General features: G+C 40.2%; 36 protein-coding genes and 1 pseudogene. 23 read left to right on the forward strand and 14 right to left on the reverse strand.

Features of this window, described 5'->3' with window-relative positions:
* The 12 genes from LEP1GSC059_RS07095 to LEP1GSC059_RS07155 form a co-directional block, all read right to left on the reverse strand.
* The gene (locus LEP1GSC059_RS07095; protein WP_017213687.1) at positions 1-1206 is read right to left on the reverse strand and encodes a DUF2213 domain-containing protein; all 1206 of its coding nucleotides are present in this window, start codon (positions 1204-1206) and stop codon (positions 1-3) included.
* Between the two features lie 112 nt (positions 1207-1318).
* Positions 1319-1531, reverse strand: coding sequence for a hypothetical protein (locus LEP1GSC059_RS07100; RefSeq protein ID WP_017213686.1), 213 nt, complete (start codon positions 1529-1531; stop codon positions 1319-1321).
* Complete coding sequence (locus LEP1GSC059_RS07105; RefSeq protein ID WP_017213685.1) at positions 1528-3120, reverse strand: minor capsid protein; 1593 nt, start codon at positions 3118-3120, stop codon at positions 1528-1530. Before LEP1GSC059_RS07105 ends, LEP1GSC059_RS07100 begins: the two co-directional genes overlap by 4 nt.
* Positions 3121-3308: 188 nt before the next feature.
* The gene (locus LEP1GSC059_RS07115; protein WP_017213684.1) at positions 3309-4736 is read right to left on the reverse strand and encodes an anti-CBASS protein Acb1 family protein; all 1428 of its coding nucleotides are present in this window, start codon (positions 4734-4736) and stop codon (positions 3309-3311) included.
* Complete coding sequence (locus LEP1GSC059_RS07120; protein ID WP_017213683.1) at positions 4736-5485, reverse strand: hypothetical protein; 750 nt, start codon at positions 5483-5485, stop codon at positions 4736-4738. The genes LEP1GSC059_RS07115 and LEP1GSC059_RS07120 overlap by 1 nt, the downstream gene beginning before the upstream one ends.
* Positions 5472-6200: a terminase large subunit domain-containing protein gene (locus LEP1GSC059_RS07125; RefSeq protein WP_017213682.1), complete on the reverse strand. Its 729-nt coding sequence runs from the start codon at positions 6198-6200 to the stop codon at positions 5472-5474. Before LEP1GSC059_RS07125 ends, LEP1GSC059_RS07120 begins: the two co-directional genes overlap by 14 nt.
* Positions 6200-6757: a hypothetical protein gene (locus tag LEP1GSC059_RS07130; RefSeq protein ID WP_017213681.1), complete on the reverse strand. Its 558-nt coding sequence runs from the start codon at positions 6755-6757 to the stop codon at positions 6200-6202. The genes LEP1GSC059_RS07125 and LEP1GSC059_RS07130 overlap by 1 nt, the downstream gene beginning before the upstream one ends.
* Before the next feature lie 16 nt (positions 6758-6773).
* Positions 6774-7115 carry a hypothetical protein gene (locus LEP1GSC059_RS07135; RefSeq protein WP_017213680.1) on the reverse strand — a complete coding sequence of 114 codons (342 nt, stop codon included), beginning with the start codon at positions 7113-7115 and terminating at the stop codon, positions 6774-6776.
* A 13-nt stretch (positions 7116-7128) separates the two neighbouring features.
* Positions 7129-7815, reverse strand: a complete 687-nt coding sequence (locus LEP1GSC059_RS07140) for a M23 family metallopeptidase (RefSeq protein ID WP_017213679.1) — start codon at positions 7813-7815, stop codon at positions 7129-7131.
* Entirely contained in the window at positions 7812-8252 is a 441-nt protein-coding gene (locus LEP1GSC059_RS07145) for a hypothetical protein (protein WP_017213678.1), read from the reverse strand. Before LEP1GSC059_RS07145 ends, LEP1GSC059_RS07140 begins: the two co-directional genes overlap by 4 nt.
* Positions 8249-8809 (reverse strand): hypothetical protein, encoded by a 561-nt coding sequence (locus LEP1GSC059_RS07150; RefSeq protein WP_036057227.1) that lies wholly within the window; start codon positions 8807-8809, stop codon positions 8249-8251. The genes LEP1GSC059_RS07145 and LEP1GSC059_RS07150 overlap by 4 nt, the downstream gene beginning before the upstream one ends.
* 76 nt (positions 8810-8885) lie before the next feature.
* A complete protein-coding gene (locus LEP1GSC059_RS07155; RefSeq protein ID WP_017213676.1) occupies positions 8886-9239 on the reverse strand; it encodes a MerR family transcriptional regulator in 354 nt (117 codons plus the stop codon).
* A 73-nt stretch (positions 9240-9312) separates the two neighbouring features.
* On the opposite strand from LEP1GSC059_RS07155, the gene LEP1GSC059_RS07160 reads away from it, so the two are divergent.
* Positions 9313-10146: an MORN repeat-containing protein gene (locus LEP1GSC059_RS07160; RefSeq protein WP_017213675.1), complete on the forward strand. Its 834-nt coding sequence runs from the start codon at positions 9313-9315 to the stop codon at positions 10144-10146.
* Positions 10147-10298: 152 nt separating this feature from the next.
* Here LEP1GSC059_RS07160 and LEP1GSC059_RS07165 read toward each other — a convergent pair whose 3' ends face one another.
* Both LEP1GSC059_RS07165 and LEP1GSC059_RS07175 read right to left on the reverse strand, forming a co-directional pair.
* On the reverse strand, positions 10299-10739 hold the full coding sequence (locus LEP1GSC059_RS07165; RefSeq protein WP_017213674.1) for a helix-turn-helix domain-containing protein: 441 nt from the start codon (positions 10737-10739) through the stop codon (positions 10299-10301).
* 362 nt (positions 10740-11101) lie between these two features.
* The gene (locus LEP1GSC059_RS07175; RefSeq protein WP_017213672.1) at positions 11102-11524 is read right to left on the reverse strand and encodes a transcriptional regulator; all 423 of its coding nucleotides are present in this window, start codon (positions 11522-11524) and stop codon (positions 11102-11104) included.
* 96 nt (positions 11525-11620) lie between these two features.
* On the opposite strand from LEP1GSC059_RS07175, the gene LEP1GSC059_RS22890 reads away from it, so the two are divergent.
* The 22 genes and pseudogenes from LEP1GSC059_RS22890 (at position 11621) to LEP1GSC059_RS07270 (ending at position 24507) form a co-directional block, all read left to right on the forward strand.
* Entirely contained in the window at positions 11621-11941 is a 321-nt protein-coding gene (locus tag LEP1GSC059_RS22890; RefSeq protein ID WP_017213671.1) for a hypothetical protein, read from the forward strand.
* Positions 11938-12156, forward strand: coding sequence for a hypothetical protein (locus tag LEP1GSC059_RS07185; RefSeq protein ID WP_017213670.1), 219 nt, complete (start codon positions 11938-11940; stop codon positions 12154-12156). Before LEP1GSC059_RS22890 ends, LEP1GSC059_RS07185 begins: the two co-directional genes overlap by 4 nt.
* Positions 12153-12359: a hypothetical protein gene (locus tag LEP1GSC059_RS07190; protein ID WP_017213669.1), complete on the forward strand. Its 207-nt coding sequence runs from the start codon at positions 12153-12155 to the stop codon at positions 12357-12359. The genes LEP1GSC059_RS07185 and LEP1GSC059_RS07190 overlap by 4 nt, the downstream gene beginning before the upstream one ends.
* Complete coding sequence (locus LEP1GSC059_RS07195; protein WP_017213668.1) at positions 12352-12627, forward strand: hypothetical protein; 276 nt, start codon at positions 12352-12354, stop codon at positions 12625-12627. The genes LEP1GSC059_RS07190 and LEP1GSC059_RS07195 overlap by 8 nt, the downstream gene beginning before the upstream one ends.
* A gap of 241 nt (positions 12628-12868) precedes the next feature.
* The gene (locus LEP1GSC059_RS07200; protein WP_017213667.1) at positions 12869-13342 is read left to right on the forward strand and encodes a hypothetical protein; all 474 of its coding nucleotides are present in this window, start codon (positions 12869-12871) and stop codon (positions 13340-13342) included.
* A 4-nt stretch (positions 13343-13346) separates the two neighbouring features.
* A complete protein-coding gene (locus tag LEP1GSC059_RS07205; protein WP_235592132.1) occupies positions 13347-13658 on the forward strand; it encodes a hypothetical protein in 312 nt (103 codons plus the stop codon).
* Positions 13659-13673: 15 nt separating this feature from the next.
* On the forward strand, positions 13674-14552 hold the full coding sequence (locus LEP1GSC059_RS07210) for a hypothetical protein (RefSeq protein WP_017213546.1): 879 nt from the start codon (positions 13674-13676) through the stop codon (positions 14550-14552).
* Positions 14549-16261 (forward strand): DDE-type integrase/transposase/recombinase, encoded by a 1713-nt coding sequence (locus LEP1GSC059_RS07215; RefSeq protein ID WP_017214154.1) that lies wholly within the window; start codon positions 14549-14551, stop codon positions 16259-16261. The genes LEP1GSC059_RS07210 and LEP1GSC059_RS07215 overlap by 4 nt, the downstream gene beginning before the upstream one ends.
* Complete coding sequence (locus tag LEP1GSC059_RS07220) at positions 16258-17262, forward strand: ATP-binding protein (protein WP_017214153.1); 1005 nt, start codon at positions 16258-16260, stop codon at positions 17260-17262. Before LEP1GSC059_RS07215 ends, LEP1GSC059_RS07220 begins: the two co-directional genes overlap by 4 nt.
* Before the next feature lie 27 nt (positions 17263-17289).
* On the forward strand, positions 17290-17616 hold the full coding sequence (locus LEP1GSC059_RS07225; protein WP_017213549.1) for a hypothetical protein: 327 nt from the start codon (positions 17290-17292) through the stop codon (positions 17614-17616).
* Between the two features lie 15 nt (positions 17617-17631).
* Complete coding sequence (locus tag LEP1GSC059_RS23605) at positions 17632-17799, forward strand: hypothetical protein (protein WP_017213550.1); 168 nt, start codon at positions 17632-17634, stop codon at positions 17797-17799.
* Positions 17800-17808: 9 nt separating this feature from the next.
* A pseudogene (locus LEP1GSC059_RS07230) lies at positions 17809-18404 on the forward strand (host-nuclease inhibitor Gam family protein).
* A complete protein-coding gene (locus LEP1GSC059_RS23610) occupies positions 18401-18550 on the forward strand; it encodes a hypothetical protein (protein WP_017214152.1) in 150 nt (49 codons plus the stop codon). Before LEP1GSC059_RS07230 ends, LEP1GSC059_RS23610 begins: the two are co-directional and overlap by 4 nt.
* A gap of 2 nt (positions 18551-18552) precedes the next feature.
* Positions 18553-18747: a hypothetical protein gene (locus LEP1GSC059_RS24110; RefSeq protein WP_061251080.1), complete on the forward strand. Its 195-nt coding sequence runs from the start codon at positions 18553-18555 to the stop codon at positions 18745-18747.
* Entirely contained in the window at positions 18731-19048 is a 318-nt protein-coding gene (locus LEP1GSC059_RS07235) for a hypothetical protein (RefSeq protein ID WP_017214150.1), read from the forward strand. Before LEP1GSC059_RS24110 ends, LEP1GSC059_RS07235 begins: the two co-directional genes overlap by 17 nt.
* Positions 19026-19250: a hypothetical protein gene (locus LEP1GSC059_RS07240; RefSeq protein ID WP_036057265.1), complete on the forward strand. Its 225-nt coding sequence runs from the start codon at positions 19026-19028 to the stop codon at positions 19248-19250. The genes LEP1GSC059_RS07235 and LEP1GSC059_RS07240 overlap by 23 nt, the downstream gene beginning before the upstream one ends.
* Entirely contained in the window at positions 19250-19615 is a 366-nt protein-coding gene (locus tag LEP1GSC059_RS07245; RefSeq protein WP_017213556.1) for a DUF488 family protein, N3 subclade, read from the forward strand. The genes LEP1GSC059_RS07240 and LEP1GSC059_RS07245 overlap by 1 nt, the downstream gene beginning before the upstream one ends.
* Complete coding sequence (locus tag LEP1GSC059_RS07250; protein WP_017213557.1) at positions 19612-19869, forward strand: MazG-like family protein; 258 nt, start codon at positions 19612-19614, stop codon at positions 19867-19869. Before LEP1GSC059_RS07245 ends, LEP1GSC059_RS07250 begins: the two co-directional genes overlap by 4 nt.
* 128 nt (positions 19870-19997) lie before the next feature.
* Positions 19998-20477, forward strand: a complete 480-nt coding sequence (locus tag LEP1GSC059_RS07255) for a hypothetical protein (RefSeq protein ID WP_017213559.1) — start codon at positions 19998-20000, stop codon at positions 20475-20477.
* Between the two features lie 63 nt (positions 20478-20540).
* Positions 20541-21500 (forward strand): ABC transporter ATP-binding protein, encoded by a 960-nt coding sequence (locus LEP1GSC059_RS07260; protein WP_017214973.1) that lies wholly within the window; start codon positions 20541-20543, stop codon positions 21498-21500.
* Positions 21497-22456, forward strand: coding sequence for an ABC transporter ATP-binding protein (locus LEP1GSC059_RS07265; RefSeq protein WP_002177096.1), 960 nt, complete (start codon positions 21497-21499; stop codon positions 22454-22456). The genes LEP1GSC059_RS07260 and LEP1GSC059_RS07265 overlap by 4 nt, the downstream gene beginning before the upstream one ends.
* Entirely contained in the window at positions 22456-24507 is a 2052-nt protein-coding gene (locus LEP1GSC059_RS07270; protein ID WP_020980537.1) for an AsmA family protein, read from the forward strand. The genes LEP1GSC059_RS07265 and LEP1GSC059_RS07270 overlap by 1 nt, the downstream gene beginning before the upstream one ends.
* Positions 24508-24513: the final 6 nt, after the last annotated feature.

The following is a 24513-nucleotide window of genomic DNA, read 5'->3' on the forward strand; positions in this document are numbered from 1 at the left end:
TTACTTATCTCCTCTTTTGTTCATTTTCAGCCGTGCTTCCTGAATTTTCTTCAAATCATCAGCATCTTGCCTTGGAGTTGGTTTTTGTTGTTCCTGGTTATTCGAACCGCCTCGAACAGACGCTTTTTCGCGAGCAAGCTCTACGGCAGATTCATAGCGAATGTCCAATTCCTGATCGTCGATTGAATCAAGCTTTGCAGAAGGTAACGTTTCTTTGATGACCAGCGTCTTTAGATCTCTTGCAGAAACCCCGTCCGTCGTCGCGTCCGGCTTGATCGACTTAACAGTCTCGATCAACTTTATCCGGCTCTGAGCAATCGAGTCCTGAGTTGCTGGTGCCATTGCGGAAGCCAGAAGTTTTTTCATTTCCGCAAGGGCATCGGTTAAAGTTGCAACTTGTGCTGTTAGAGATTTGATAAGATCATCTTTTGTCTTATTTTGCTCTTGTTCCTGTGAAGGCGATTGCTTACCTTTATCGATAGGTTCCGGTGCGGGTTCAGTTGTTGCCGTAGAAGGCTCGGAATCATTTCGAGCGACTCCTAAGTTCTTTAGAAAATTACGAAATTCTTTTATCAGGTCTCGTTTTTCAGACATATTTTCTCCTGTTTGATTTTCATCCGTCGCAATGACGGCAAAGTTTATATCTTCCGGAAAATCGGCATGGTCGAGGTAGACGCGAACGGAATCACCCGCGCGGCCTTTGTCAACATGAGCGGCGTGGTTAAAACGAATATCTCTCTGAACTACATCGTATTGTTGTCCCCTGAAGGTGCCTGGCGTCCAATCGAGTTTCGAACGAAAGCCCGACGATATTTGCACCTTATCACGTCGTTTTAACGAATCTTTTAATTTTGCGTCCCAGATAGTTTCATTGACCCAAATTCCGTCGCCCTTCACTTTTACAGAGTCACCAAGAGAGCCTTTCGCATATAACGAATAGTTCGTATCGTTGATCAGCCCGTCGTTGTCTGAAATAGGAGGATGATTTTTAGTAATGGGTCTCCCCGGTATAGACGCGAGAGTTTCCGGAGAGAAAAGTTCTTCCGGTAATTTTGCCTCTCGAACAATTCTTCCATCAGAGTGAGTATAAGGGAATACACCGACACGAGCGAGGACGAGAGGGCACCGAAGAACGGCTTCATCCTCTATAAGTCCTTCCAGCTCGACAGTTGCAGAATCGTAACGAATTCCGTTTTCCGGTTTCACGCATTGAATAATAACGTAAACCTACCAGAGAAACAAGGTCGCAAGGTCACACAAGAGACCGCAATTTCCGACGTTTTTAGTGGAGGTGAGGAAGATTTTTTAGAGATGGAAACTACTTACGAGAATCGAGATCCGATTCCATCTGAGATACCATTGAGAGATTGAAATCAAAAATGTTTTGGGCTTCGTCTTCGGAAACGTTTTTAACTTTCATAATTGCTGCGACCACTTCGTTTCTTTGTGCACTGGGGTCGCCCAGTTTTCCATAAAGTTCAGCGACCTTATCCGGTGTTAAAGTTGGAAGTATATCTGAAACTCGTTTCATTTCAAGTAACCCATCGTTTTAAATATCTTATCAAGAACCGATAAGACAGGTTTGAAGTCGTCTTCATCCCAGTAATGATTTACGAAATTCATACTATTCTTTTTTTGAATTTGAGCAAGGAGATTTTTAGAACCGGTTCTTTCTGCTGTCCAAATCTCCGTCGCTCTCGCAAAGAGCTCCTCCGTCGTAAGAAAATAAGGAATCAAGCTTTTTTGAGTTCTGCTCAATGCAACAGGAACATCGAGGCCGGGAACTTTTGTTCGCCCCTCTCTACCGATTTGTTGTAGTCGCTTATACAACTCCGTTTTTTGAACTACGTTTTTAAACTCCGCGAAATCAGGCCCGGAATGACTTTCATATCGTCCATCCTTACCCAACCAACGATAGTCCATTGCATGCGCGAACTCGTGAACAAAAGTCGATTGGTATGTGTCTTTAAATTTCAATCCGCTGTTGATTTCAATTCGATTCGTATTCGGATTAAAAAGGCCCGCGATGTTTTTCTTTAAATTAGATCCGGCGAGATAATGGACTCCGATGTTGGTTCGATCCTTTGGAAATTTCAAAATGGAATCCAGATCGGAAATCGTTTTTTGAATGTTGGCGTGAACTGTCGGATCGGGAAGATTCAGATTTACTGAATGTAAAATCGGAACGATTGATTGAGTTTGAGGACGTGGGGGAAGTATAATTTTGGGGGAAGAACCAGAAGGCTTCGGATTATTCTTTTTAGATCCCTGTGGTCCCCATGAAGGTTCTGCCCAGCACCGACAACGATAATCGTCACCGGGAGCCAGTCGAGCAGGCAGCCCACCTTTGCGATTAACAAAGGGAAGTTCTCCCCACTTGTAAAATTTATCTGCGACATGTGAATGAGAATCTCGAACCTTAGAGTCTTTTTGAGTTCTCCAAACGAAGCCGGGAAATCCGGCATTTGTTTGCCTGAGTTTGTTTTGTTGGCTGAAAAATTTTCCGGTTTGGTCTTTCGCCCAAAACTCCGCACGACGTTCGGAAACTCCAGTTGCGTTTTGGATTTGGGTAGCAATGTCCTGATACTTCAATCTTTTGGTAAGTCCATCGGTTACGATTTTCTGAACAGCTTCGAAGTGGTCTCGGAAAGCGTTGGACGCAAGACTCGATTGTTCCTTTATCATCTTGTTAACTCGGTCCCAAATTTCGCCGGACTCTTTTTGAGAGACTGGAATTCCAGGAACGCGAAACAACGATCGATCACCTCCTACAACCCCAGCGCGAGGCGGGAAGTTCATACTTTCATATTGTTTGTTAATGAACGAATTCGTTTTGTCCCGAGACCACGCATCGATCATTTGAACGTTTTGTTTGATCTGGGATTCGAATTCTTTTCGAGGAGCGAAATCCCCATATTGATTTTTGAGTTGGTTGAGCAAGACTCGGAGATCGGAAACATCCAACCGAACAACAGGCTCAAAGAAATAGCCATCCGCACGTGCCTCTTTAGAATAGGTTTGAACACCGTTGAGGATTACAGAGTTTACCTGTTTGGCAAAACGGGAAACCTCATCTCTCCAAAGTTTGGAATATTGTAGTTCTAAACTTAGCGGATACACGGTTTTTTCCCCTTTTTCAGTGCAGGATGGAAAAATGGGTTTACGACGGCAAAAGGCAGGTTGTTATTTTTAAATAGGACTTGTTCAGCATTGTTCAGCAAACCGCAAGTTGGCCAAAGATACCCCCAAAGTCCAAAAACCCCGGAAAATGGCCTTATATTCGATTCTTGGAACATTCAAAATTACTGTTAAACAGGACGATTAAATTCTTCAGGGTTTGAAAGACCCGGTTCGCTAAAATCTAAGTGGCCGCTATCATCTCGAGAGTAATCGAAATTTTCCATTTCAGGAAATCTCTTTTGCTTAACCTCCCCAGGTGAAAGGGAACCGATTGTTACATAGATTTGATCCGCTTGAGCGTTCTTGAGGTTTGTATCGGCTTCGGATGCAGGGGAAGATTTACACAACGTTTTAAATTTAAACTTCCAGTCGAGAGATGCGAAATCGCCATTTAGAAGTCTGTAAATCTGTCCCTCAGTCGATCGGATTCGTAATTTGATAAATTGGTCTATGATGGGACGGACTTTGAGTTCCTGAAAGCGAGAAACATCCTCGAAATAACTTACGTCGTCCGATGGATCACTATTCCCAATATTGATTACGGATTGTGTTCGCCCTAAAATTTTCGAAATAGGTATTTTTGAGAGACCTGACAAGACTTTAAAAATGAATGAAAACAGAGTTTCGAGTTGTGAATCAGAAATCCCCGAGTTTCCAAGACGAGTAAGAGTCTCGTCTTTTCCGAGCATTGCAGTGGACTGAGTGGAAAGCGTATGTCGTAACAGCCGAAGAAACTCCATCGTTTTTTCGGGAGAAGCAGAGTCCAATTTGTCCGTTGTAAGAACCTTTACGGCCATCTCAAAAATCATGGAAGTCGTCGACCAAAGGGCCGTATCGATTGCAACAATCCCATCGTAGACTTTTTCTACTAAGGAAATGCCCCTCTGAGAATCCCAGTTCCAGCTATTGACCAACCAGTGTGACCGGGAAGAATCTAACTCTACGCCAGATACAGAACAAATCGGCTCGTTATAGAACTTAGAAAGCGGATCGCTCGTTTTTCTCCTGACGGAAAAGCGACTCGCATCGATTATGTTTATGAATTCGAGATTCCGAATCGTTTCGGGCATTGGTTGACGAAGCATGAAATCGGTCTGTGGAATATCCGATTTAATTCCCCAAAAAAGCAGAGAGCCACCGTGATTCATCCGAGAGCCTTGAATATGTTCTGTAATTTTTTCCTGAAGCTTGAACTCCTCCATTTCATTCATCAAAATTCTGGATATGTTTAGGCCTTTGATACCTGAGTCCGGATCATCCTTATCTCGATTTGTTTCGATTTCGATCCATGCGCGGGTTGCATCTTCCGAGACGGAATCAACTATGTTGGCGAGGAAACCGTTTGATTCGTAAAGCGCGCGTGCAGTCACTGGAAAAATCCGTTCGGGATTTGGTGCAACACCTCGTAGTTTATCTCTTCCTGTAATGCCTTTACCGGATGCCATGTGCATCAGGGTATCGAGTCGGGCAACGGATTCAGATGCGTCCAATTTTGCAACGCGGACGGATGTATCGATTCCTAAGTTCTTATAATAATTGCGACGCTTACGAGCCATTACCACCTTCCTTCGTTTAGGAGCATTTCAAAAAATCCGATCCGATTTTTCATTCCTTCCGCCTGGGGGCCGAATTTTGTTTCTTTGATGAGACCAGCCAACGAATCCGGGGCGTCGTCGTGGCGTTCTATGATTTCCGAATATTCTAAAATCTGCTTGATATACTTCGTAGAGACAAAACGAGAAAATCGAATTTTATCCCAGTTCATTCGGACGTATTGTTGAATTCTAAACTCTTTCGAACCGGAACTCATAATTCCCTTACTGGAAATGTTTCGCCTATTCATTTCTATTTCTAATGCTGTTTCCCCTTTGTTGTTTTCTATGAAAAGGCGAGTTACGTTATGTTGTTTACAAAGCTTCTCAACTCGATCGTAAGATTCTAAAAGTCCTGCACGCCATATTTCACCAGCGCAAACATAGAACTTCTCTCCGTTCGGTCCACCCGCAGAAAATGCATTGAAGTCTTTTTTCCTATTCGCTTCACGAAACGCCGGGTCCCAAAACGCAAATATCTTTACATCATTTGGAGTTTCTTCATATTTCGGGTCACTGAAAATTCTTTCGGCAACATCCATTGGAATTTGTTGATAAAGAGCACTGAATCGGGTTTCTCCAATCCGAGACCTCAGTTTCAAAACATTCTCAATTTTAAATCTTTCAGGCCAAAGAGAAGTCCCGTCTTCTAAAATTGCAGGAAGACGGAGAACATGCCATTCACCTTTTATCTCAGGCTCAAACAGCTTCAATTTCGGACTCCTTATCTTCTCCGGTTAATCTTCCGGTAAGGTCATTGCGCAACCAACGAGTATGAGGAATCAAGATAATCCCGTTAGGAGAAAGACGCGTTTCTCCAACAGACATAAAATTCTCGATGATTTTTTCAGAGATTACCTCCGATGTCGCTTCCTCTCGATTCTTATACGGATCATCGACAACTAACAAATCTGCGCCGTCTCCGTTGAATCCTCCCTTGAGTCCTGCACTCAAGACGAGTCCGCCAGATGTCGTTTCCCATTCAGCAGCCGCTCTCATGTCAGGACGAACTTTTACTTTTGGAAATATTTGAGAAAATTGTTCTGATTCTACACAGTCTCGAACCCAACGACCAAAACGCGCGGCTTTCTCATCTGAATAGGAAAGTAATATTACGTTTTTATCTGGATGCCTACCGATAAACCAAGCAGGGAAGATTCGAGTGCAAATCTGACTTTTGCCCCTTCGTGGTGGCATGTTAATAATGCTTCTCGTGACTTCCCCTTTCTCCATTTTTTCGAGAAGGTGAATGATCGATTTTATGTGGAGAGGGTCTTCGAATTTTGGATCAATAAAGCGTGCGAAAGCTGCTAAGGATTCTTTGCCATACTTTTTTCCGTATAAATTGCGATCTTTCTTCTTAACTTTGGAAAACTCTTTTGTTCCAAGTTCATGAATCGACTCTAATATTTCTAAACCCGAAGACATCATGGAACCTGATTTACTTTAGAAAGTTTAAATGCTTCGATTTCTTGATGAATTTCGAGAGCCAAATTCTTTTCCCAGTGGTCGCTGATTGCTCTTCCAACTGGTTCACATCGTTTAAAGATTTTTAAAACGATTCCAATTATCTCACTTGGATTCAGTTGTGCTCCATATTTTTGCGGCAACGTCAATTCAAGTTCTGAGATTGCTTTATAAGCATAGATAGCGTTATCAAGACTCGTAAGTTTCGGAGTCTCTTCCGTAATTTTCTTATACAACAAGTCTGCAATCGTCTTAGTTCTTTTTTGAATTTCTACCATTCGATTTTCAACGATGGCCTCTACTTGTTTTTCTGCCCTCGCGACGAGACGGTTCCGTTTATCATCCCATGTTAAACCATCCCTGTCTTTTTCCTTCGACCATTCATCGATAGTTTTTGCGGTAGTCTTCGTTCCATATTCAGAACGGATTTGTTTCGCTACGCTATTTTTAGAAGACCCAGAGCCGGAAATAGCATAGAGGAAAAAAGCGCGTTCTCTTATAGCTGGTTCTGTGCTCATTTCTATTTTCTTACGATTAATCTGGTTGTTCTTCCGATGCAACCGGAGTGTCGTGAGCGTAATTGATTGCCGCGAATACTCGCTTCATCAGAATTTCGTAAAACGTTGTCGTGAAACAAAAGTTAAGAAGCAGAATCACTGCATAGTATCCGAGTTCGGGAATGGAATCCCCAGATGCAAATCTTACAAGTTCGAACACGAGCGCTATCACAGTTGCAAGAATCAGAACAAACCGAGCTTTATCACGGCGGACAAATTCGGAGTTGAAAAAACGAAACGCCCACTGGCTCAAAAACAATACGAGAGCCACGTAGAGCGGAATGAATAATCCAATGATAGCCTGAGTTAAAATTTCCATAATTATACTCTCCTTATATTAGATTTTTGGATTTTAAAAACTTCGCCGGGTCCATCGGTTTGGGCCAGGACTGTTCCTTTTTATTCCAAGGCCAAACTTCAAAATGTAAATGTGGTCCCATGGAATAACCGAGATTTCCAGATCTTCCGATGATCATTCCGGCCTTTACGTTTTGTCCCTCGGAAACGATGGAATCGACATGTTTGAATTTGTATTGATTTCTGGTATGGATTCCAACAGCGATTATGTATGGAGTCCAAGCTCTACCTTTAGGAATCTTATTTTTAGAAATCAAATCCATCCAGGTTCCGGATTCGTAATCATAACGAAATCGAACCGGATACTTTTCGTCTTTCTTGAGAACTGTTTTAATAATACAGTCTTCAGGAATTTTGATTTTCCTTTCGCCTCCTAAATCGATCCCCAAATGGAACTGTCTCGAAGGTTTTCCGTTTATACTCAGAATTCTCCAACCAAACGGAGACGTTATGTGTGGTTCATCGACTGGGCATACAAAGACCGGACCGAAAACTGGAGGAAATGTTGGAAGACTTGCTTCCGAACCGATCCGATTCGTTTTTGCTTTCGATAGAGTCGAATCGTTCCAGTAGTGTTGTGTTTTCTGGATCGCGTCGAAATCAAGAAAATGTTTTTGTATTTTAAATGAAGCGGATTTCAAAAAATCTAATATTGGATTCATACGATTCTTCCTCCCAAAAGGCTACTAACAACTGGAAGCCCGTTGCGCCTCAAGGCCAGAATTGCCGCTACAACCAAAACAAGAACGAGCAACAGAAAGATTCCAAACCCAAGGATTGCGTAGTAAGTCCAACGAATTCCTTCACCCTTTCCGGCTTCTTTAGATACCTTAGTTAATTGCACGTCCTTCTTCTCGTTCGATACGTTACAACGATTCAACGCTTCGTTTAGTCGTCGTATCTCTTTCGCGTTTTCGATGTTACGCGCATCGCATCGATCCAGTTCTGACATTGCTCGTTCCGTTGCACCTGGACGATCCTCGATCAAAGCCGTTTTCGTTTCTTTAATTTGTTTACTGTCTTCTCTTACGGTTGGCGGAAGTTTTTGAAAAACCGCGCACGCACCTAAAAGCAAAATTATAACTGAAATCTTTTTCATCCTGCTCCTCCGTGATCTTTGGTCGAAATTGAAATGTGCTCAGCATCCCCAGCGAGTATTCGGAAATTGGTGGCGTGATTTTTGAATCGATCCTTCGGAAAGTTTATGTTCAAGAAAATTCCGTTTTTCTGAACTACATCGATTAAGATTTTTGAGAGTGCGCTAACTGCCGCAGAGGATATGTAATCAACATTCAAAAGAGAGAACGTCAACTTTACATTCGGATACGGGTTACCGAGTTTTGCCCGGACTTCGCTGACAAGATTAAAAAGAAAGTCATAAAACATTTCTGTGTCGCGGACTCGAAGTGAGTTTATGAATTGTATAGACGTTACGTGTTCCTGAATGAACCGCGCACCCGGAAGAGAGTTCGTCTGAATTTGAACGACAGAGATTGTATCTTTTGAATCCAGTCGTTTTGTGATGAGTTTGGAAAGAAGTCCGAAAATGGATCCAAGCGGCTTTCGATAAACCAGAAGGACCATAAAAAATAATATTATGGAAACAAGAAATAGAGAGATATGATCGATTTGTAGAAGTGCTTTTAATTCATCCATGTCACCAATGCTAACATGGGAAATATCGAATGCACAACGTCGGCATTGCCCCCTAAGTGCCGCGATTTCCGCTCGTTTATGATTCTTCTCGATCGCAAAAACGACTTTGAAAAAATTCATCCACTCCAATGCGAGAATAGAGAACCGTTCCATCGTAAAACTTCCAAAATTTTCCTAAGAGTCCTTCGCGGCGATAATAGCTAATTCTTCGCACGCTTCGCTTGAGTAGAGCTGCAACTTGTTGCGGCGTCATGGTATCTTCCGGATCTTTGGGTATTGCTGGATTCGTTTGTAAAGTAGCAGAACGTTTTTGCTTTAACTCTTGGATCGGTATGTTTTTAAACAAAGAACCTTCGGTCGTATATCCTGTTACAGTTTGTTTAATATTTTGTTTATTAGATTTCTGAGAGGTCTTACTTTTTTTGGCCATACGGCAGACCAAAACTAAGTTTTCGAATTGTCAAGTCCGGTTGGATATTGATTGTTTTCATCTGGAGTAAAAAATGAAATCAATCAGTATCACAATTATCTTATTTATCTTTTTCTTAAATCCGATTTTTGCGGAAGAGAAAACCCGTATGTGTATAGAAGGAGATTGTCAAAACGGAAAAGGGAAATTACAAAATGAAGAAGGTGTAATCGGAGAAGGTAATTTTAAGAACGGAAAATTTCATGGTTTAATAAAAGTGTATGAAGCAAATAACCTCGAAAGAATTTCAACGATGTATTTTATCAATGGAAAGATCGATACATCTAAACTGGTTTATAGTTGGTTTGATAACGGAGATCATTACGAAGGATTCTTTGATTCTAAAATGGATCCTCACGGAAAAGGGAAGCTAACGTATCTGGATGGAAGTGTTCAGTGTGTTTACGAAGGCTCTTTTGTAAATGGCAAGAAACACGGCCAGGGAAAAATCAAATGCGAAGACGGAACCACCGAATCCGGAGAATGGAAGAACGACAGAAAATATTTTATAGTTGAACTCGACTTTGTATGTCGCTCGCTCCAACGAGTAGACAAGTGGGAAGGCGGAACCGTAAACGGAAAACTGAAGTTCCGAATCATGCGGAACGCAAATGATTTACAAACCAACTTAAAAAACTGGGAGGGAATCCAGGTCGGCGACGATTGGAACGGTTACACAATTGCCGAAGCCGAATACTTTGACAAAAACGTGATTGCCACATTTCTGCTTTTTATTCCATCAGGGATGAGCAAAGATTTTGATAAACTTGTCGCGCGGACGAGAGATATTCAAATTCATGGAAGAGCGATCGCCGTAGCTCATGCAGAAAAACGTTATCCTGTTATATACGTTGACAAAGTGCAATGAAGAGAAAAGGAAAATGAATCGTCTCATCTCATGTGAGACGATTATGAAAACTACAGACGACAAATTAAAAACTCTTCTTTATAATTTTGCAAGAGATTTAAAAAAAGAAACAGCCTCGCTCAAAGAGCTGATCGAGATATATCACATAAAAATTAGTCATGCTTTTCAGGAAAAAGTCGGTCGAAAAAAATCTTAAACAGCTTTGAGTCGGATCGACTGAGTTCCAAAATTCTTTCTATATCCTTTCTTATCCCCGATTCATCGATCTGTCTGATAAAAACTCTATCCCGTTCAATTTCCTCAAACCGATCATGATTTTCCGGAGTCAGTTCGGAGAATATTTCCGCTGGGACCTTTTTCTCTCCATCCCCAAATAATATCCAAAAGGGGTTATATCCGAGTGATTTCATTAACGCATACGCAAAGTCAAAGCCTACGGGCCTCGCACCTGATAAATACCCATTTAACGTGGGAGGCTTGACATTTCCCGCCTCAGCCAATTGGTTTTGCCGAAACCCTGTCTCTGATAAAATAATCCTGATTCGATCGGAAGGATTATTATTTTTGGCATATTTTTGTTGAGAATTTATCATTGACTTTTAAAAATAACACAGAATCATTCGCGCATGTGAATCGTGTTTTATTATCGGTATTTTTTTGTGTCAATCAAGGATTATTTTTGCTGAGACGTCATGATTTGTCTATAGCAGTTAATATACTAAAACGCTACAACAAAAATTCCGGGAACTGGGGTTGGAAGATGGATATTCAAAATAGTAATTTTAAACTGGACGATAAAGACGAGCATCCGTCTGTCCCCATCCTTACTGATTTTTTTAAGACTCATATTCACGAATTTTTAAATACAGGCTTAAGGTTCGACGTTTTAGCGCATTATTTAGCAGTAGAGACTTCCATTATTCTAAAACCATGGATCAATAAAAGTGATAGTTGATCACTTTTTCCAGCTATCCAGTATTGCACGTATTACACTCGATTCACTCTCTGTTAAATCTCGGTTTAGATCTAAAATTTTGTCCACGATACTCTTGGCAACAGGCCGTTTCCTAAGGATCTGAATTATTTGAAACTCAGCATTCAATTGATCATCGCGCCCTTTCTCAACTTCGGGATCAGAAAACATATTCCCAACTTCAGTCAAAAGCCAGAGCGGATTTACATTATGTTTAATTTTTAACTTACGAATTGCTTCGGCTGAAAGGTCTTTAGTCCTCTCATTAATTAAATCATTAATTCTCCCTGGCGATAACTCCAAAGAGTCGGCCAATTCCTTTTGATTCATATTTAGAACTTGTAGTAATTTTTCAATTTGCTTTTTCAAAAAAATACCGATTTCGGTAAAAATTTTAATAGACAAATACCGTATTCGGTATTATGCTAACCTACAGGCTACCCCGTGCATAGAGAAAGCATCGGAAAAATAGGCCATAAAATCAAGGAGAAATCAAATCAAATGAGCGCAAGGAATATTGAACTGAATTGGATGCACCGATTTCTGAAGTTCTCAAATTGGATGCCTTCGTATTTTAAAATCTCGCTCCATTGGATCGCGGTTGGGTATTTCATTCCTTGGAATTACATAGAAGAGATTCAGGCAAATGGATTGCGAATCTTAAATCTAAAAATGCGTAAGGGTTTAAGTGAATACGATTCGTCACGGCAATTCCTACACGTAGTCATCACAATCATAAGCATTGATTTTTATACAAACATCTATTCGCGTGAAGGCTTCTATATTCAAGCCGATGCTCATGTCCTTGGAGTTAAGGCATGAACGCGATCCAACAACGGGAAGAGATTCAGCGCGAAATTGTATATCGTTACAAATACGTAAGTAAATTCGCAAAACATAATAATCTAAATGAGCGATTAACGTATGAATTTTTTGCCGGACGAAACAACAATCGCAGAGTGATCGCCGCACTCAACACAGAAGGATTCAAAAATATCCAACTGGTTCTCACTAAAGATACAGGAAGCGCGGCATGAATCCAACGCTCGGAATCAAAATACATCGCAAACGAGTAGCTGACTCGGTGCTCAAAATCGAGAACACATCAGACAAAAGTCCAATAGAAATCTTACTCTCTCGTTGTGCAATCTATGAATATTTCATCGATGATGCCGGACTAAAGAAACAATTCACCAAGTGGGTAGAAAAGAAAAAAATTCAGGATAATCAAAATGGCTAATCTTAGAAAATATGATCGCGTCCGCAGCCGTTTCCTTTGCGACCACGTTAAACTGTTGAAAGGCCACGGACTAAACGTCTACACAGTTTTTGATCGTTGCTGGAGCAAGGTCCCGGATGCCCTCATCAAAAAGCTCAACGGAGAAGAGCTATCTCAATACATTCGTCTGCACATTCTGCCTACGGAACTTTCCACCCAAGCCCCTCAAAACAAAGAAGGGTATAAAACGAAAAATCCAAAAAGCCACACGGTAGAAAAATTCGCATGAAATTTGTTAATCCAATCTTTCCAACATCCGACTTGTCTGATTGCAACCCAGGCAATTCCTCTTCCCTCGGTGGAGGTAACTCCATCGAGGGCATTTTTTCGGATACTATTGCTATTTCAAATATTCCACGATGCTCCGGATGCGGACAGTCCTCAGTAACAGTTTACCAGTTCAAACTCTGTAAGACATGTTTGAATTTGTCTTTCGTAAAACTGAGACCCTTAATCGATTCGGTAAGAATATGACTCTCCTGACGGTGGCAAAATTCTTTTTAGAAAATCCTAATGTTGGATTTCGTCCGACACACGTTGCACGAAACCTTAAGCGTTCGGAAAAAACAATCTACCGAACGATTCAAATTTTAATGTCCTGGCAATTCATAGAGGAATGTAACGGGATCTACATTCTCAACCCCGATACGATTGAGGGTAAAAGCCAAATTAAAAAAGCTAACGGAACCGGAGCCGTATACATATTGATCCACCTCCTTCCGGGCAAAAGCTTCTTTTCTGGAGAATTCAGACTCCTGACAGGGATACAATCCCTCGAACGTGCAAAGCGCAAGTTACTGCAAACAAATCTAATCTTGCCAGACCAAGAGAACGGTTTGTTTTTTTCAGAAAGTTTTCGCTGGCAGCTTGTTCCAAAAATTCAAATCAAACTCGCACAAGCTACGAGCCACCTACGGAGCCTCAGGAGGATTTATGGAAAATGAAAATATGCCATCATTAAAAAAAAGCCTAATGATGGCACGTATTCCCAGAGGCAGACATTTGCCATTAGAGTTATTGAAAATCTGTAAGATTAGAGAAGGTAGGAATACATTACGTGCAATCTCGATGGCATATAACGTAAACCAGGGAGACCTATCCCGTGTTATATCCGGCAAGCGAAACACAAAAGCTCATATTCAGATTTTAGAAATGGAATTTGGAATCTCCATCGAAGAAGTCCGAGCAATCTGGAAACGAGATGCGGAACGAAAACGAGAGTTAGGCAACACGGCCAACGAACTCAAAGATCAAACTTAATCAAATGGGTAGAATATGACAACCAAATCAGCGTTAGACGAATACAAAGACGAAATAGAAGACTCGGACAACAACGTATCGCAACCGGAAACGGCCCTGACAATTCCGAGCGCAAGCGAGGCGAGAGAGTTCTCGCCGGAACAGCGAAAGGCCTTGGCTCAATTGTATATCACTCAAGCCAGGGTGAACATCTTTCAAACCGCTCTCTCATTAACAGCAATTCGCAACCTCGAACTGTTTCATGAGCTTGGATATTCCGGATTTCATGACTGCGTAGAGCAAGAACTCGATATGAGCGGCAGAGTTGCATTAGAATATGTGAATGCGATCGAATCGTTTGGACTGGGTGACCGAGTTAAACAACTCATGGAAGCATCTCCGAAACGATTCCTGCAAGCTGCCAAGGAAGTCCGACTCAAACAACTCGAAGGGGAAACCTTAACCCTTTCCGACGGAACAGTCGTTTCCGCGGAAGAGTTTTTAGAGGAGCGGATTTCCTCTTTAGAAAATTCTTCAAAGAAAAAAATCAAATCCCTGGAAACGGAAAATCAAACCGTAAAGGCCGAAGCGGAACTCCTCCGAAAAAAACAAGCAACCCTGGAAAAGTCGATCCAGAAGAAAGACGACCAAATTGATGTTCTTCGGAAATCCAAGGACATCGATCCGGATAAACTCCTAAAAATCAAGAGTCAAAGAGAGGCGGAAAAAATTATCGATGAGTGTAACGCATCGATCCTTGACGCGCTGCAACGAATTGAATCCATCCCGGAAGAATCTCGAAACGGTGGGTTAGGAATCTATCTATCTCGAACAATCGCGACAATGGAAATCTCGCTCAAAACATTAAAGATGGCGTGGTCGAGCCATATTTTTCAAGGAGAGACGCAAGAGTGAAACAATTAGATCCAGATTTGTTTTACGAATTCTATTCGGCTTGGAAAGAGGCTCCGTCAAAACATTCCAAAGGTGAAATGATGCGTAAAGCAGCCGCCACCTTTGGGTTGTCGGAAGACGCAATCCGTAGAAGATTCGAAAAATTTAATATTGGATCAGAGTTAGCCGTCGTCTCAGGTCAGATAAAATCAAAGCGAAAATCAAATCTAAATCCTGAACGAATGGATCTCCGGGAAACTGAAGCGAAGATAATTGCCGAGATTGTTTATTCAAATCTGTCTGGCAAAAATCCGAAACCACTCTCAATGAAACTTGCGTTAAGGAGGGCACGAAACAGCGGACAGATACAACTGCCTTGGACCGAATCCACCGCAAACCGGTGGTTGAACCGTCTCGGTCTCGGACGTCATGAAATGCAATCGGAAGAGGCATCACGAACGTGGAAAGAACCGTATTCGAATTCTACGCACATGGTCGACGCGTCCGTTGCAGCCAGGTATTTTTTAAACCCACGCGGTAAAATCGAACGCCGCTGGTTTCTGGACGACAAAGACGAAGAGACCGCAATGCTCAAAGACAACCTGATCAAAGTGTGGATTTATTCTCTCGTAGATGTTTACTCAAAAGTATTTTATCTTTGGGCCTATGGCGGAAAGGCGATTACGCCAGGAGCGAAACATCGGGGCGAGAATACGGCGGACTACTTTGATTTTTTCAAGCGCGCTTGGATGCCTAAAGTCGATCGCCGGAACCCATTTGAAGGAACTCCAGAATATCTTTATAACGACAAGGGGTCTGGACTCAAAGGTGCTAAAAACGCACTTACGCGACTCGGTGGAATCATCGTTAAAACACACACACCAGGGCGGCCCAAAGCAAAAGGTCCAGTCGAACGTAGAATCGGAATTTATAAAAACATCATAGAACCCGCGATCGACGGCAAGAAGTTTGCAGACCTCAAGGAATTGAATGATTTTCTAACGTTATATACCATTCACGAAAATCAAATCAGTGGACGATTTGATCTCTGGCTTGCAGGAACAAAAGACAAACCAATCAGGCGAATTACAGAGCAAAACTTTTACGACGCTACAGTAACATTCGATAATCGAGTCGTCAACAATTACGGCTGTATCGAATATCGAAATCATTCCTATGGAGTCGCTTTGGATTTGGTAGGCCAAAACGTCACTCTCTTCAGAGACCGCGAAGGAAATCTCGTAGCAGAGGATAAATTAGGAAATCTTTATATTTGCAATCCGGACGGAGCAAGAAGTATATCGCAACATACAGGATACCAAACGCAATCATCGGACACATGGCTGAAAACCGATCGTATGAAGTTACGTGAAGATATCCGTGATGGCGCCAAGAGACAACGTAAAATTTTTACGATCGAAGATCTTTATCCAGAAGCAGAAATGGAAAACCTACGATACTTTCCTGCAAATTCAGTCCCTGTCGAAACTCCCGCAACGATGGCACCAAGTGAGTTCACCGAATTGGAATCGGCGTGGAGCTACATCGAACGACGTCTTTTAATCTATCGTTCCGAAATGCCAGTTGAACTTTTTGAAGCCGTCCAGGGACGACTGAATTCAAGCCTTGCCCTCAAAGGCTCGATTACTAACCAAGAAATATATGAACTTTTGAATATTCTGAATAACATTGATTTTGAATCTAACGATTCTAAGGAGAACGCGGAATGAGTTTTGTAGATACGGAAAACACAAATAGGGTAATTAGAGCAATCAAGCATGCCGTCGACAGTTCCGGTTGGGAGTGCGTCGTCGGACATGTTGGCGCAGGTAAGACGTTTCTATACGAACACATGCTACATTTTTGGCGCGATTATCCGAATAGGTTTCAAGTAATTGAAATGGGAAGATGCTATGAAAGTTTCGATTACAACATCAATCAGATTATGAAAGTGATGATCTCTGAACTTAGTCCGGATAGAGAAATTCCCGGAAACGCTCATGCGAAACAACTGATTCTTAGAGAGATCCTTACTGCCGCTTTTAAACGAAAGCGTAAGATCGTTCTATTATTCGATGAGTCACAGGCTCTCTCTGGCAAACTTCTTAGAGACCTAAAAAAGATTCATGAGATTAGCATTCCCGAAAAAGAAAATCTTTTCTCAATCGTCATGTTTGGAAAAAACGAAGGCCCTTGGCTTCGCTCTTTGATTAAGACTCAAGAGATTGGATGGAGAATTCGCAAGACGAATTTGGAACCGCTTAAAGACAACGAAGTTCTTTCATTCGCAGAGCGAGCTTTCGAAGTCAAATTCGAGTCTGGACAGAATGGACAAAAGTCTCGTCAGATTTTTATCCAGAACACATTCCCGACTCCACTCGGAGTGAAACATCAGATCCAAAAAATCGAGAGAACATTCCCTGGATGGAATCGAGTTCTCACTTATGATCAAGCAAAGATCATCTTTCCACAATCCTTTGGAGAAATACTCAAAAAACTTAAGATCACTCAACGTGAAGTAGCAAGAAGAGTTCGAGAAATTACGGGTAAAGAATTAAGCAAAGCCGCAATCTCTACATATCTAAGCGGTGACGAAAGTGACATTAAGAAATCAAGACTGAGTCTTGACGGTCAAAAGATGACGTTCGAAGCGGCTATAGATCTAATCAGAGATCGTTCACCGGGTGATGTTCAGTCTGCGGAAGTCCTCCTAAGAACAGCAAACGAATAACGCAATATTTTAATATTGAGAGGTAACATGAAAATCGCAAACCAGGAAGAACACAATAACGCTCTGCAAAGAGTAGCTGAAGTCAAAAAACAGATCTCTGAATTTAAAACGAATTCGGGAGATCTTGAAACTGAGGTTACACTTTTAGAGGAGGAGAAGAAAGAAACGATCCAGCTTTTAGAAGAGGAAAAGAAAGTAAAGATTCAAGCGATCGATGACAAAATCAAAACCGTAAAAGATCGATTGAAAACCGCAAAGGAAGAACAAAAGAAAAATCTCAAGTCACTCGAAAGTGAATTGAAGGATCTTCAATCTGCTTTGGGTGAATTCGTCGTGGATCAAGTCGCGGTATAAAGGAAGGAGAAACGTATGGCGATTGCAAAGAAGAAAAAGGTTGCGAAGAAGAAAGTCGCTACCAAAAAAACGGGAAAGAAGAAGAAGCTAAAGAATCAGGTTCCACCTGCTAAAGTCATTCCTTCCTCTGCAAGCGGAGTCGCAGTAGACATGACTCCTGAGAATTCGGAACCGAAAGAATAGGAGGTCATCGTGGCTAAAAAGGAAAAGACGAGTAAAAATACATTAGTTGATTTACCGGATAACAACTACGTAAACCGCGATGACCTCACCCAAGCCGTGTGCAACAGCTTGGGGAGTTCAAACGCCAGAGAGATCGAATCACGAGCGAGACAGACGACCAAATCAGCAAGCTCCAAAACGATCTTCAGGAAAAGATTTCCCCATTGGACTTAAAAATCCAACACATTGCGGCTGGGATAAAGCACTTCGTGGATCATCATAAGGAAGATCTCTTTCCTGATCCAGAGTATAAAACCTGCAAATTGACCACAGGTATTTTAAAGTTGAGAAGAATTCCGGCAAGTGTCAAGACACGGGCAACGCAAAAACTCTTTGATAGAATTCTTTCAGAGAATGGTCTTCTCAAAAAGTTTAACAGTCTCGTTTCTCGATTAAGCGGTGTCTTCCTTCGAGTTAAGTTGGAGTTGAACAAAGAACAGATCCTTGCGGAACCATTGAAGGCAATGCAAAAAATCGGGGTAGAACTCAACGAAGAATCCGAGCGTTTATACATCTCTCCATCCGAAACGGATGTAGAAATCGAAGCGATCGGAGACGCCGCATGAACGAACTTCCGCTAAAAGTTCGCAAGGTTTTGGAAACCATCCAAGACCTTGCAGCAACAGATTCAAACCAAAGCGACAATGTTGATCAGATATTTTATCTCGTGGAATGGATCCTGGATAAATATCCGACTGAGTCAGGACTTTAGTTATGAGCCACGAAGAGGATCCCATTGATTTAAAACGCTCGGAGGATCTTTGGATAAATCACTGTGAAAACTTCCTTCGTCGCGGTTGGACTCCAAGACGTTGGAAGGATCTTCCAGACTACTTAAAAACTGAACGGATGCGAAAATACTATGTCGAGTTAAGAAGGAGAACAGAAAGCAATGAGCATTCAAATTAAAACGATCCAAAGATACGAAGAAGTGACTCAACTTTTGTATAATATTCGAAAATCTCTCTTCTTTGATGATCTAAAAAAGCATGAAAGAGAAACATTAGAAGATCAAAAAAACTATCTCGAACCTGAGAGAGTCGCATTGAAAAACTCTATCGATTTCCATCAAGCATACGACCTTCTTGATTCGGATTCAGAGACCGCAATTATGAAACTCACTGAGCTGGGTTGGTCTGTTGAAGAGTGGGAATTCGAGAATGATACTTGGAGAAGCAAAGATCAGCATGAGTCAATTAGAAATTTTTGAATTGGTTCTTATGTATACGGTCATGGGAACTCTCACTATCTGGTTACTGGTTGGAATTTTTACTCTTTTCCTCTGGTATCTTATATTTCGAGTTCTATTCAAAGAACCGATCCGAATCGAAAGAAGTGGTTATCAACCACAAGAAAATTTAAACAACAACGGAAATAAATTTCCACCACAGGAAGGGTCAGGAGGGGCATAATGAAAATCGTAACATCCTATCATCATAAAACCGATAAACTGCTGGCAGCCGGATACGTTGTTTTTAATATTTCAAGATTTTCCCCTCGCTGGATTGCAAAGGGGAAACAAATTCAATTTAAAATACTGGCTCCCACAAAAGAAATGCTAAATGAAGGATATGACTGGAAAAAATTCGATTCTATTTTAGAAAATTTGAATGTTATGGAAATAATTGATCAACTCAAAACACTCTCCAACAATAATCCAATTGCATTGTGTTGTTATGAAAAAGATCCGGTTGAATGCCATCGATCTCGTGTAGCACTTTGGTTTATCAAAAGCGGATTTCATGTAGCGGAATATAGGGAGGTAGATAATAAGTGAGAGAAAACATTTTTAAAGAGATCTCCGAAGAACGCGATAAACAAGATTTAAAGTTCGGTCCACAAAATCACAAACCTGTGGAATGGTGTATGATACTTGGAGAGGAAGTTGGCGAAGTTCAAAAAGCCGCCCTTGAATCTTACTTTAGATACGAAGGTAAAAATCATGATTACTCTGAGTATAGAAACGAACTGATACAAGTTGCCGCTGTATCTATTTCGATGATTGAATGCTTCGATAGAAATCGGAAGTAAATGGAGATACTATGGATGCACCGAGTCAAACGGGGTGTATGGGATATTATCGGAATGGGTCTTGTAAATGCCGGGATTTTGAAGAGGAATTTGAAGGATCAAATCGAACCATTTCTCAAAAAAACTATATGAAGGATACAGTTGAAGAAGAGAAAAGAAAGCAACGTTTGAAACAGCTTTTTGCTGTTGGACGAAATATAGGGTATTCAAAGGAAACTCTTCAAGAGATTAGCTCGTCTTTGGCAATGGGTGAAAGACTAAGTTTTCTTTCCGAAAGCCAAATTCAAAAGATTATCGATTCATTAAAAAAAGCACATCCAGGAGTCTTCAGAAGATCACAGAGACGAGATAAGAAGAGATCCATTCCAAAATCTCAGGTCTTCTCAATTCCTTCAATAGACCAGAAAGAAATGACCAAAATACTTCTCTCTCAAGTGAATAAAATTGCACCGTATCAGATTTCTTTGGAATCGATGGCTCAAAAAACCTTCAAAATTCCTTCCGAAAAACTCTCCTTTCATCAATATCAATCACTTATTGAAGCTCTTAAATCTATGAAATCTCGTTTCGAAAGAGAAACAAACCTTAGAAATTCTTCTCAACTTTGAACCAAAAAGATTCTTAAAAGAATGTTTTTTAGTATTTTTTTATACTTTTCAGTCTCGTTTTAGATGCGTTTCTGGAAGTATACTTGTGGGTGGGGACAACAAGATTTAAATTTCGAAGTAAAATCCGGAGAAATTTTATCTTTGATTGGAGAATCCGGTTGTGGCAAATCTCTCACTTCACTTGCACTGACTAAATTAATTCCTTCTAATATTTCCAAAATACGGTCCGGAGAAATTTTATACCAAGGAAAAGATCTTTTAAAACTTCCTTCGGAGGAATTGAGAAAATTTAGAGGAAAAGAAATCGCGTATATTTTTCAAGAACCTTTTGCCGCTCTCAATCCTTTACTAAAAATCCAAGACCAGATGATCGAAGCGTATTTGATGCACGTTTCGCAAAACCGAAAAGAAGCCGTTGAAAAAGCCGAGTTTCTACTTTCTTCGGTTGGAATTACGGATATTAAACAAAGATTATATTCTTATCCAAACCAGATGAGCGGCGGAATCTTACAAAGAATCAGCATTGCAATGGCGCTTATGTGTGATCCGTCTCTTCTCATTGCGGACGAACCCACAAGTGCGATTGACGTAACTATTCAGGCACAGCTGGTTGAACTTCTTTTACATCTTCAAAAACAAAATCGAATGTCTATACTATTCATTTCACATGACTTCGGACTTGTGGGAACGATCGCGGATAGAATCGTAGTAATGTATGCGGGAAGAATCGTCGAAATCGGAAAAACAGATTCGGTCATCGATTCGCCTAACCATCCTTATACGAAAGATTTATTGAAATCGATTCCCTCTCTTGCAAAGTCGGTGGAAGATTTACAACCGATTCAGGGAATTGTTCCTTCTCCGGACCAATATCCGTTAGGATGTCATTATTCCACTCGTTGTCAAATAGCAATCAATTCGTGCAAAGAAAATAAACCTGATTTATTTTCCATACAACAATCCGATTTAGAACCACATCTTTCGGCTTGTTTTCTGGCAAAAAACCCGGATAAAAATTCATGATTCGAATTGAAAACCTTACAATCAGTTATTATACAAAGTCCGGATTCGGCTTTAAAAAAAATCGAATCATAGCAGTAGATGGAGTTAATCTTGAAATCGGAAACAATGAAATTATAGGACTCGTAGGAGAATCTGGCTGCGGCAAATCCACGTTAGGAAGAGGTCTTGTAAAATTATTAAAACCTGAATTTGGGTCGATTTATTTTGAAGATAAGGAAATCACTTCTTTATCTTCCTCCGAGTTTTTTCCTTTTAGAAAAAATATTCAGATCATATTTCAAGATCCCTATTCTTCCTTGAATCCTAGAATGACAATTGCAGAAATTCTAATGGAAGGTTTGGAGATTCACGAAAAAATATCCAAGGAAGAAGCAGAAACTAAGATCAAAGAAATTTTAGAAAAAGTAAATTTATCCTCTAGTATTCTTTCCAGATTTCCACACGAATTTTCCGGAGGGCAAAGGCAAAGAATCGCAATCGCACGCGCCCTCATTTTAAAACCTAAATTTGTCATTTGTGACGAATCGGTTTCCGCTTTAGACGTTTCTACAGGTACACAAGTACTGAAACTTTTAGTCGAATTAAAAAACGAATTCGGTCTTTCCTATTTGTTTATTTCTCACGATCTAGGCGTGGTAAAATCGATTTCAGATAGGATTGCGGTTATGTATTTGGGAAAAATTGTCGAACTCGGTAATACAAAAGACATCGTATCTTCTCCTGCACATCCCTATACAAAGGCACTTTTTCAATCCACGTTTGACGTATATGATCGAAAAAAAAATAGAATTCCTCTCAAAGGAGAAATTCCAAGTATAGTCAATAAACCTACGGGTTGCCATTTCCATACTCGGTGTCCAATCGCCCAAGATTTATGTAAATCCGAAGTTCCGGTTTGGAAAAAAATTAGAAACGATCGAGAAGTATTGTGCCATTTTCCAACAGATGAAATTTGATGAAATTTTTCAGACGCATTCAAAAATTCTTATATACCTATCGAATTAGATTTCTTACAATAATTTTAATTCAAATTATTGCGGTTATATCTTTCACGTTAGTTCCTCTTCTAATTCGTCAGGACTTTTATAAGGATTTCATTCTTACCGCAATTGAACAAGAAACAGGTTTAGAAATTAAAGTAGGTTCTTCGGATTTAATTTTGTTTCCGTTTCCTGGAATTGAACTGAAAGAAGTTCAAATTCGTAAAGAGGAATTGATCATTGGGATCAGCGATCGTATTAAAGTAGACATTTCCTGGTTTGGTTTATTAGGTCAGAAAGTAGAAATCAGGGACGTTTATATTTCGGGTGGAAAAATCAATCTTCATAAAAACAAAGATAGCTCCGTAGATCTGATTGAGTTTTTTCAACAAGATAAAGAAGATTCAGAAAACTCAAATCACATTCATACTATTAGAATTTTTGATCCTTCTTCCGTTGTCGAAAACTCTTTGTTTAGTCCGAAAGAAATTTTTAAAGTAGGATTAAAAAACGTTGAGATCGAAGATTTTTACGTACACTATCAAGACGATACTCATCAAAAATCATATGAAATTTATCTTTCAAATTCCGCACTGAACATTTCTTTTTACGGAAACAATTTTGTTCTAACCTTACAGGGCAAATTGGACGGTCAAAGTTTTCAAATTTATGGAAGTGCTAACTTAGACGAGTTTCCTACAACTTACGAAAATTCTAAATTTCAATCTACGATTACTTTAGACAAATGTTCTCTTTCAATTTTTAGAGATTTATTGACTATTTTTCCAAACGCCGATTTTTCAAAGACGATCCTAAATGGAACAATCAAAATCGATAAAATTCCCAATCGATCAATCTACTTCAACGTTATTGCACAAGCGAAAAATTTTGCTTACAAAGGAGGAAATCCGTTCGGAGACATCAAAGTAAATATGGAATTCAGATTGGATCTTCCAAATAAAAAACTAGAATTTCCTTACATCTCTGTTCTCTGGCCTGGAATCGCGGAAGGAAACGCAAAAGGAACGGTTTTATGGAATTACAAAACAAACGTTTCCTTTCAAGTTACCGCGAACTATGTAGATTACCACAGCGCACTTCGATTAGGAAAACTTTTTGAGTTCACTAAAAAATTTGATGATCCAAATAGGCCCAATGGAGTTTTTTATTTTAGTGTGGATCTCAAAAACGTATACGCATTAAAACATAGAATCCCAGTTTTAAAAGCGGAATTGAAATATAGTTATCCTTGGATTTATATACCTAGTTTTCATGCATATATATACAACGGAGAAATATTAGGAAAATCTAAAATTGATCCTTTCAAGTCCAGGTTTGAAGTACAAGGTGAAGCTTATAGAATTCAATCCGATCGTATTCTAATGCCTTATGTAACTGATTCAATCATCAGTGGAGATATGTTTAGTAAATTCAATTTTGTTACGGAAGTAAATAACCGTTCTTCTGATTTTACTACCGAATTTTTTAAAAATATGGAAGGTTCCGGAAATCTCCAAATTCTTAACGGGGAATTATTCGGTTATGCAAACTTCATGATTCCGGTTTTAAATACTCTTGGAAAGATCATCTCATTTAATGGAATCGATGGTAGAAAAGTAGAATTCGCTTCTTTAAAATCAGATTTTACAATCGAAAACAATCACCTTTATTTTCAAAATCTAAAACTGCAAGGTAAGGGCTTAGAAGCGGATGGAAAAGGAAATATCAGTTTTGAAAAAAACATAGATGTACTTATCAATTTAAGACTTGGTGGAAATATAGTCGGTAGGGCTTTCAAAATTCCTATCATTTATAAAGGAATTTTTAAACAATCAATTCCTTATATAGATCCAATCTGGTTGGGTTCCGTTTTTGCAGGAAGTACAATTCTTGCTCCGTTTTTTACTTTCGCAGGTGGGCCATACGGAGGAGGAATTGCTGGTTCGGTTGTATCGGAATACGTTAGAGACGCTTGGGAAGGATTTAAGAGTTTATTTTCATCTAAAGAAGAAAAAAAGAAAAAATAACTTAAA

Origin of the sequence: Leptospira noguchii serovar Panama str. CZ214 (genome assembly GCF_000306255.2) — a bacterium.
Classification (GTDB): domain Bacteria; phylum Spirochaetota; class Leptospiria; order Leptospirales; family Leptospiraceae; genus Leptospira; species Leptospira noguchii.

What these genes read in the sequence shown, in the direction of transcription:
- LEP1GSC059_RS07100 (WP_017213686.1), bottom strand. Translation starts at nt 1,531, where the DNA reads ATGAAACGAGTTTCAGATATACTTCCAACTTTAACACCGGATAAGGTC.
- LEP1GSC059_RS07115 (WP_017213684.1), bottom strand. Translation starts at nt 4,736, where the DNA reads ATGGCTCGTAAGCGTCGCAATTATTATAAGAACTTAGGAATCGATACA.
- LEP1GSC059_RS07125 (WP_017213682.1), bottom strand. Translation starts at nt 6,200, where the DNA reads ATGTCTTCGGGTTTAGAAATATTAGAGTCGATTCATGAACTTGGAACA.
- LEP1GSC059_RS07130 (WP_017213681.1), bottom strand. Translation starts at nt 6,757, where the DNA reads ATGAGCACAGAACCAGCTATAAGAGAACGCGCTTTTTTCCTCTATGCT.
- LEP1GSC059_RS07135 (WP_017213680.1), bottom strand. Translation starts at nt 7,115, where the DNA reads ATGGAAATTTTAACTCAGGCTATCATTGGATTATTCATTCCGCTCTAC.
- LEP1GSC059_RS07140 (WP_017213679.1), bottom strand. Translation starts at nt 7,815, where the DNA reads ATGAATCCAATATTAGATTTTTTGAAATCCGCTTCATTTAAAATACAA.
- LEP1GSC059_RS07145 (WP_017213678.1), bottom strand. Translation starts at nt 8,252, where the DNA reads ATGAAAAAGATTTCAGTTATAATTTTGCTTTTAGGTGCGTGCGCGGTT.
- LEP1GSC059_RS07150 (WP_036057227.1), bottom strand. Translation starts at nt 8,809, where the DNA reads ATGGATGAATTAAAAGCACTTCTACAAATCGATCATATCTCTCTATTT.
- LEP1GSC059_RS07155 (WP_017213676.1), bottom strand. Translation starts at nt 9,239, where the DNA reads ATGGCCAAAAAAAGTAAGACCTCTCAGAAATCTAATAAACAAAATATT.
- LEP1GSC059_RS07160 (WP_017213675.1), top strand. Translation starts at nt 9,313, where the DNA reads ATGAAATCAATCAGTATCACAATTATCTTATTTATCTTTTTCTTAAAT.
- LEP1GSC059_RS07165 (WP_017213674.1), bottom strand. Translation starts at nt 10,739, where the DNA reads ATGATAAATTCTCAACAAAAATATGCCAAAAATAATAATCCTTCCGAT.
- LEP1GSC059_RS22890 (WP_017213671.1), top strand. Translation starts at nt 11,621, where the DNA reads ATGAGCGCAAGGAATATTGAACTGAATTGGATGCACCGATTTCTGAAG.
- LEP1GSC059_RS07185 (WP_017213670.1), top strand. Translation starts at nt 11,938, where the DNA reads ATGAACGCGATCCAACAACGGGAAGAGATTCAGCGCGAAATTGTATAT.
- LEP1GSC059_RS07190 (WP_017213669.1), top strand. Translation starts at nt 12,153, where the DNA reads ATGAATCCAACGCTCGGAATCAAAATACATCGCAAACGAGTAGCTGAC.
- LEP1GSC059_RS07195 (WP_017213668.1), top strand. Translation starts at nt 12,352, where the DNA reads ATGGCTAATCTTAGAAAATATGATCGCGTCCGCAGCCGTTTCCTTTGC.
- LEP1GSC059_RS07200 (WP_017213667.1), top strand. Translation starts at nt 12,869, where the DNA reads ATGACTCTCCTGACGGTGGCAAAATTCTTTTTAGAAAATCCTAATGTT.
- LEP1GSC059_RS07205 (WP_235592132.1), top strand. Translation starts at nt 13,347, where the DNA reads ATGCCATCATTAAAAAAAAGCCTAATGATGGCACGTATTCCCAGAGGC.
- LEP1GSC059_RS07210 (WP_017213546.1), top strand. Translation starts at nt 13,674, where the DNA reads ATGACAACCAAATCAGCGTTAGACGAATACAAAGACGAAATAGAAGAC.
- LEP1GSC059_RS07220 (WP_017214153.1), top strand. Translation starts at nt 16,258, where the DNA reads ATGAGTTTTGTAGATACGGAAAACACAAATAGGGTAATTAGAGCAATC.
- LEP1GSC059_RS07225 (WP_017213549.1), top strand. Translation starts at nt 17,290, where the DNA reads ATGAAAATCGCAAACCAGGAAGAACACAATAACGCTCTGCAAAGAGTA.
- LEP1GSC059_RS23605 (WP_017213550.1), top strand. Translation starts at nt 17,632, where the DNA reads ATGGCGATTGCAAAGAAGAAAAAGGTTGCGAAGAAGAAAGTCGCTACC.
- LEP1GSC059_RS23610 (WP_017214152.1), top strand. Translation starts at nt 18,401, where the DNA reads ATGAACGAACTTCCGCTAAAAGTTCGCAAGGTTTTGGAAACCATCCAA.
- LEP1GSC059_RS24110 (WP_061251080.1), top strand. Translation starts at nt 18,553, where the DNA reads ATGAGCCACGAAGAGGATCCCATTGATTTAAAACGCTCGGAGGATCTT.
- LEP1GSC059_RS07235 (WP_017214150.1), top strand. Translation starts at nt 18,731, where the DNA reads ATGAGCATTCAAATTAAAACGATCCAAAGATACGAAGAAGTGACTCAA.
- LEP1GSC059_RS07240 (WP_036057265.1), top strand. Translation starts at nt 19,026, where the DNA reads ATGAGTCAATTAGAAATTTTTGAATTGGTTCTTATGTATACGGTCATG.
- LEP1GSC059_RS07245 (WP_017213556.1), top strand. Translation starts at nt 19,250, where the DNA reads ATGAAAATCGTAACATCCTATCATCATAAAACCGATAAACTGCTGGCA.
- LEP1GSC059_RS07255 (WP_017213559.1), top strand. Translation starts at nt 19,998, where the DNA reads ATGAAGGATACAGTTGAAGAAGAGAAAAGAAAGCAACGTTTGAAACAG.
- LEP1GSC059_RS07260 (WP_017214973.1), top strand. Translation starts at nt 20,541, where the DNA reads ATGCGTTTCTGGAAGTATACTTGTGGGTGGGGACAACAAGATTTAAAT.
- LEP1GSC059_RS07265 (WP_002177096.1), top strand. Translation starts at nt 21,497, where the DNA reads ATGATTCGAATTGAAAACCTTACAATCAGTTATTATACAAAGTCCGGA.
- LEP1GSC059_RS07270 (WP_020980537.1), top strand. Translation starts at nt 22,456, where the DNA reads ATGAAATTTTTCAGACGCATTCAAAAATTCTTATATACCTATCGAATT.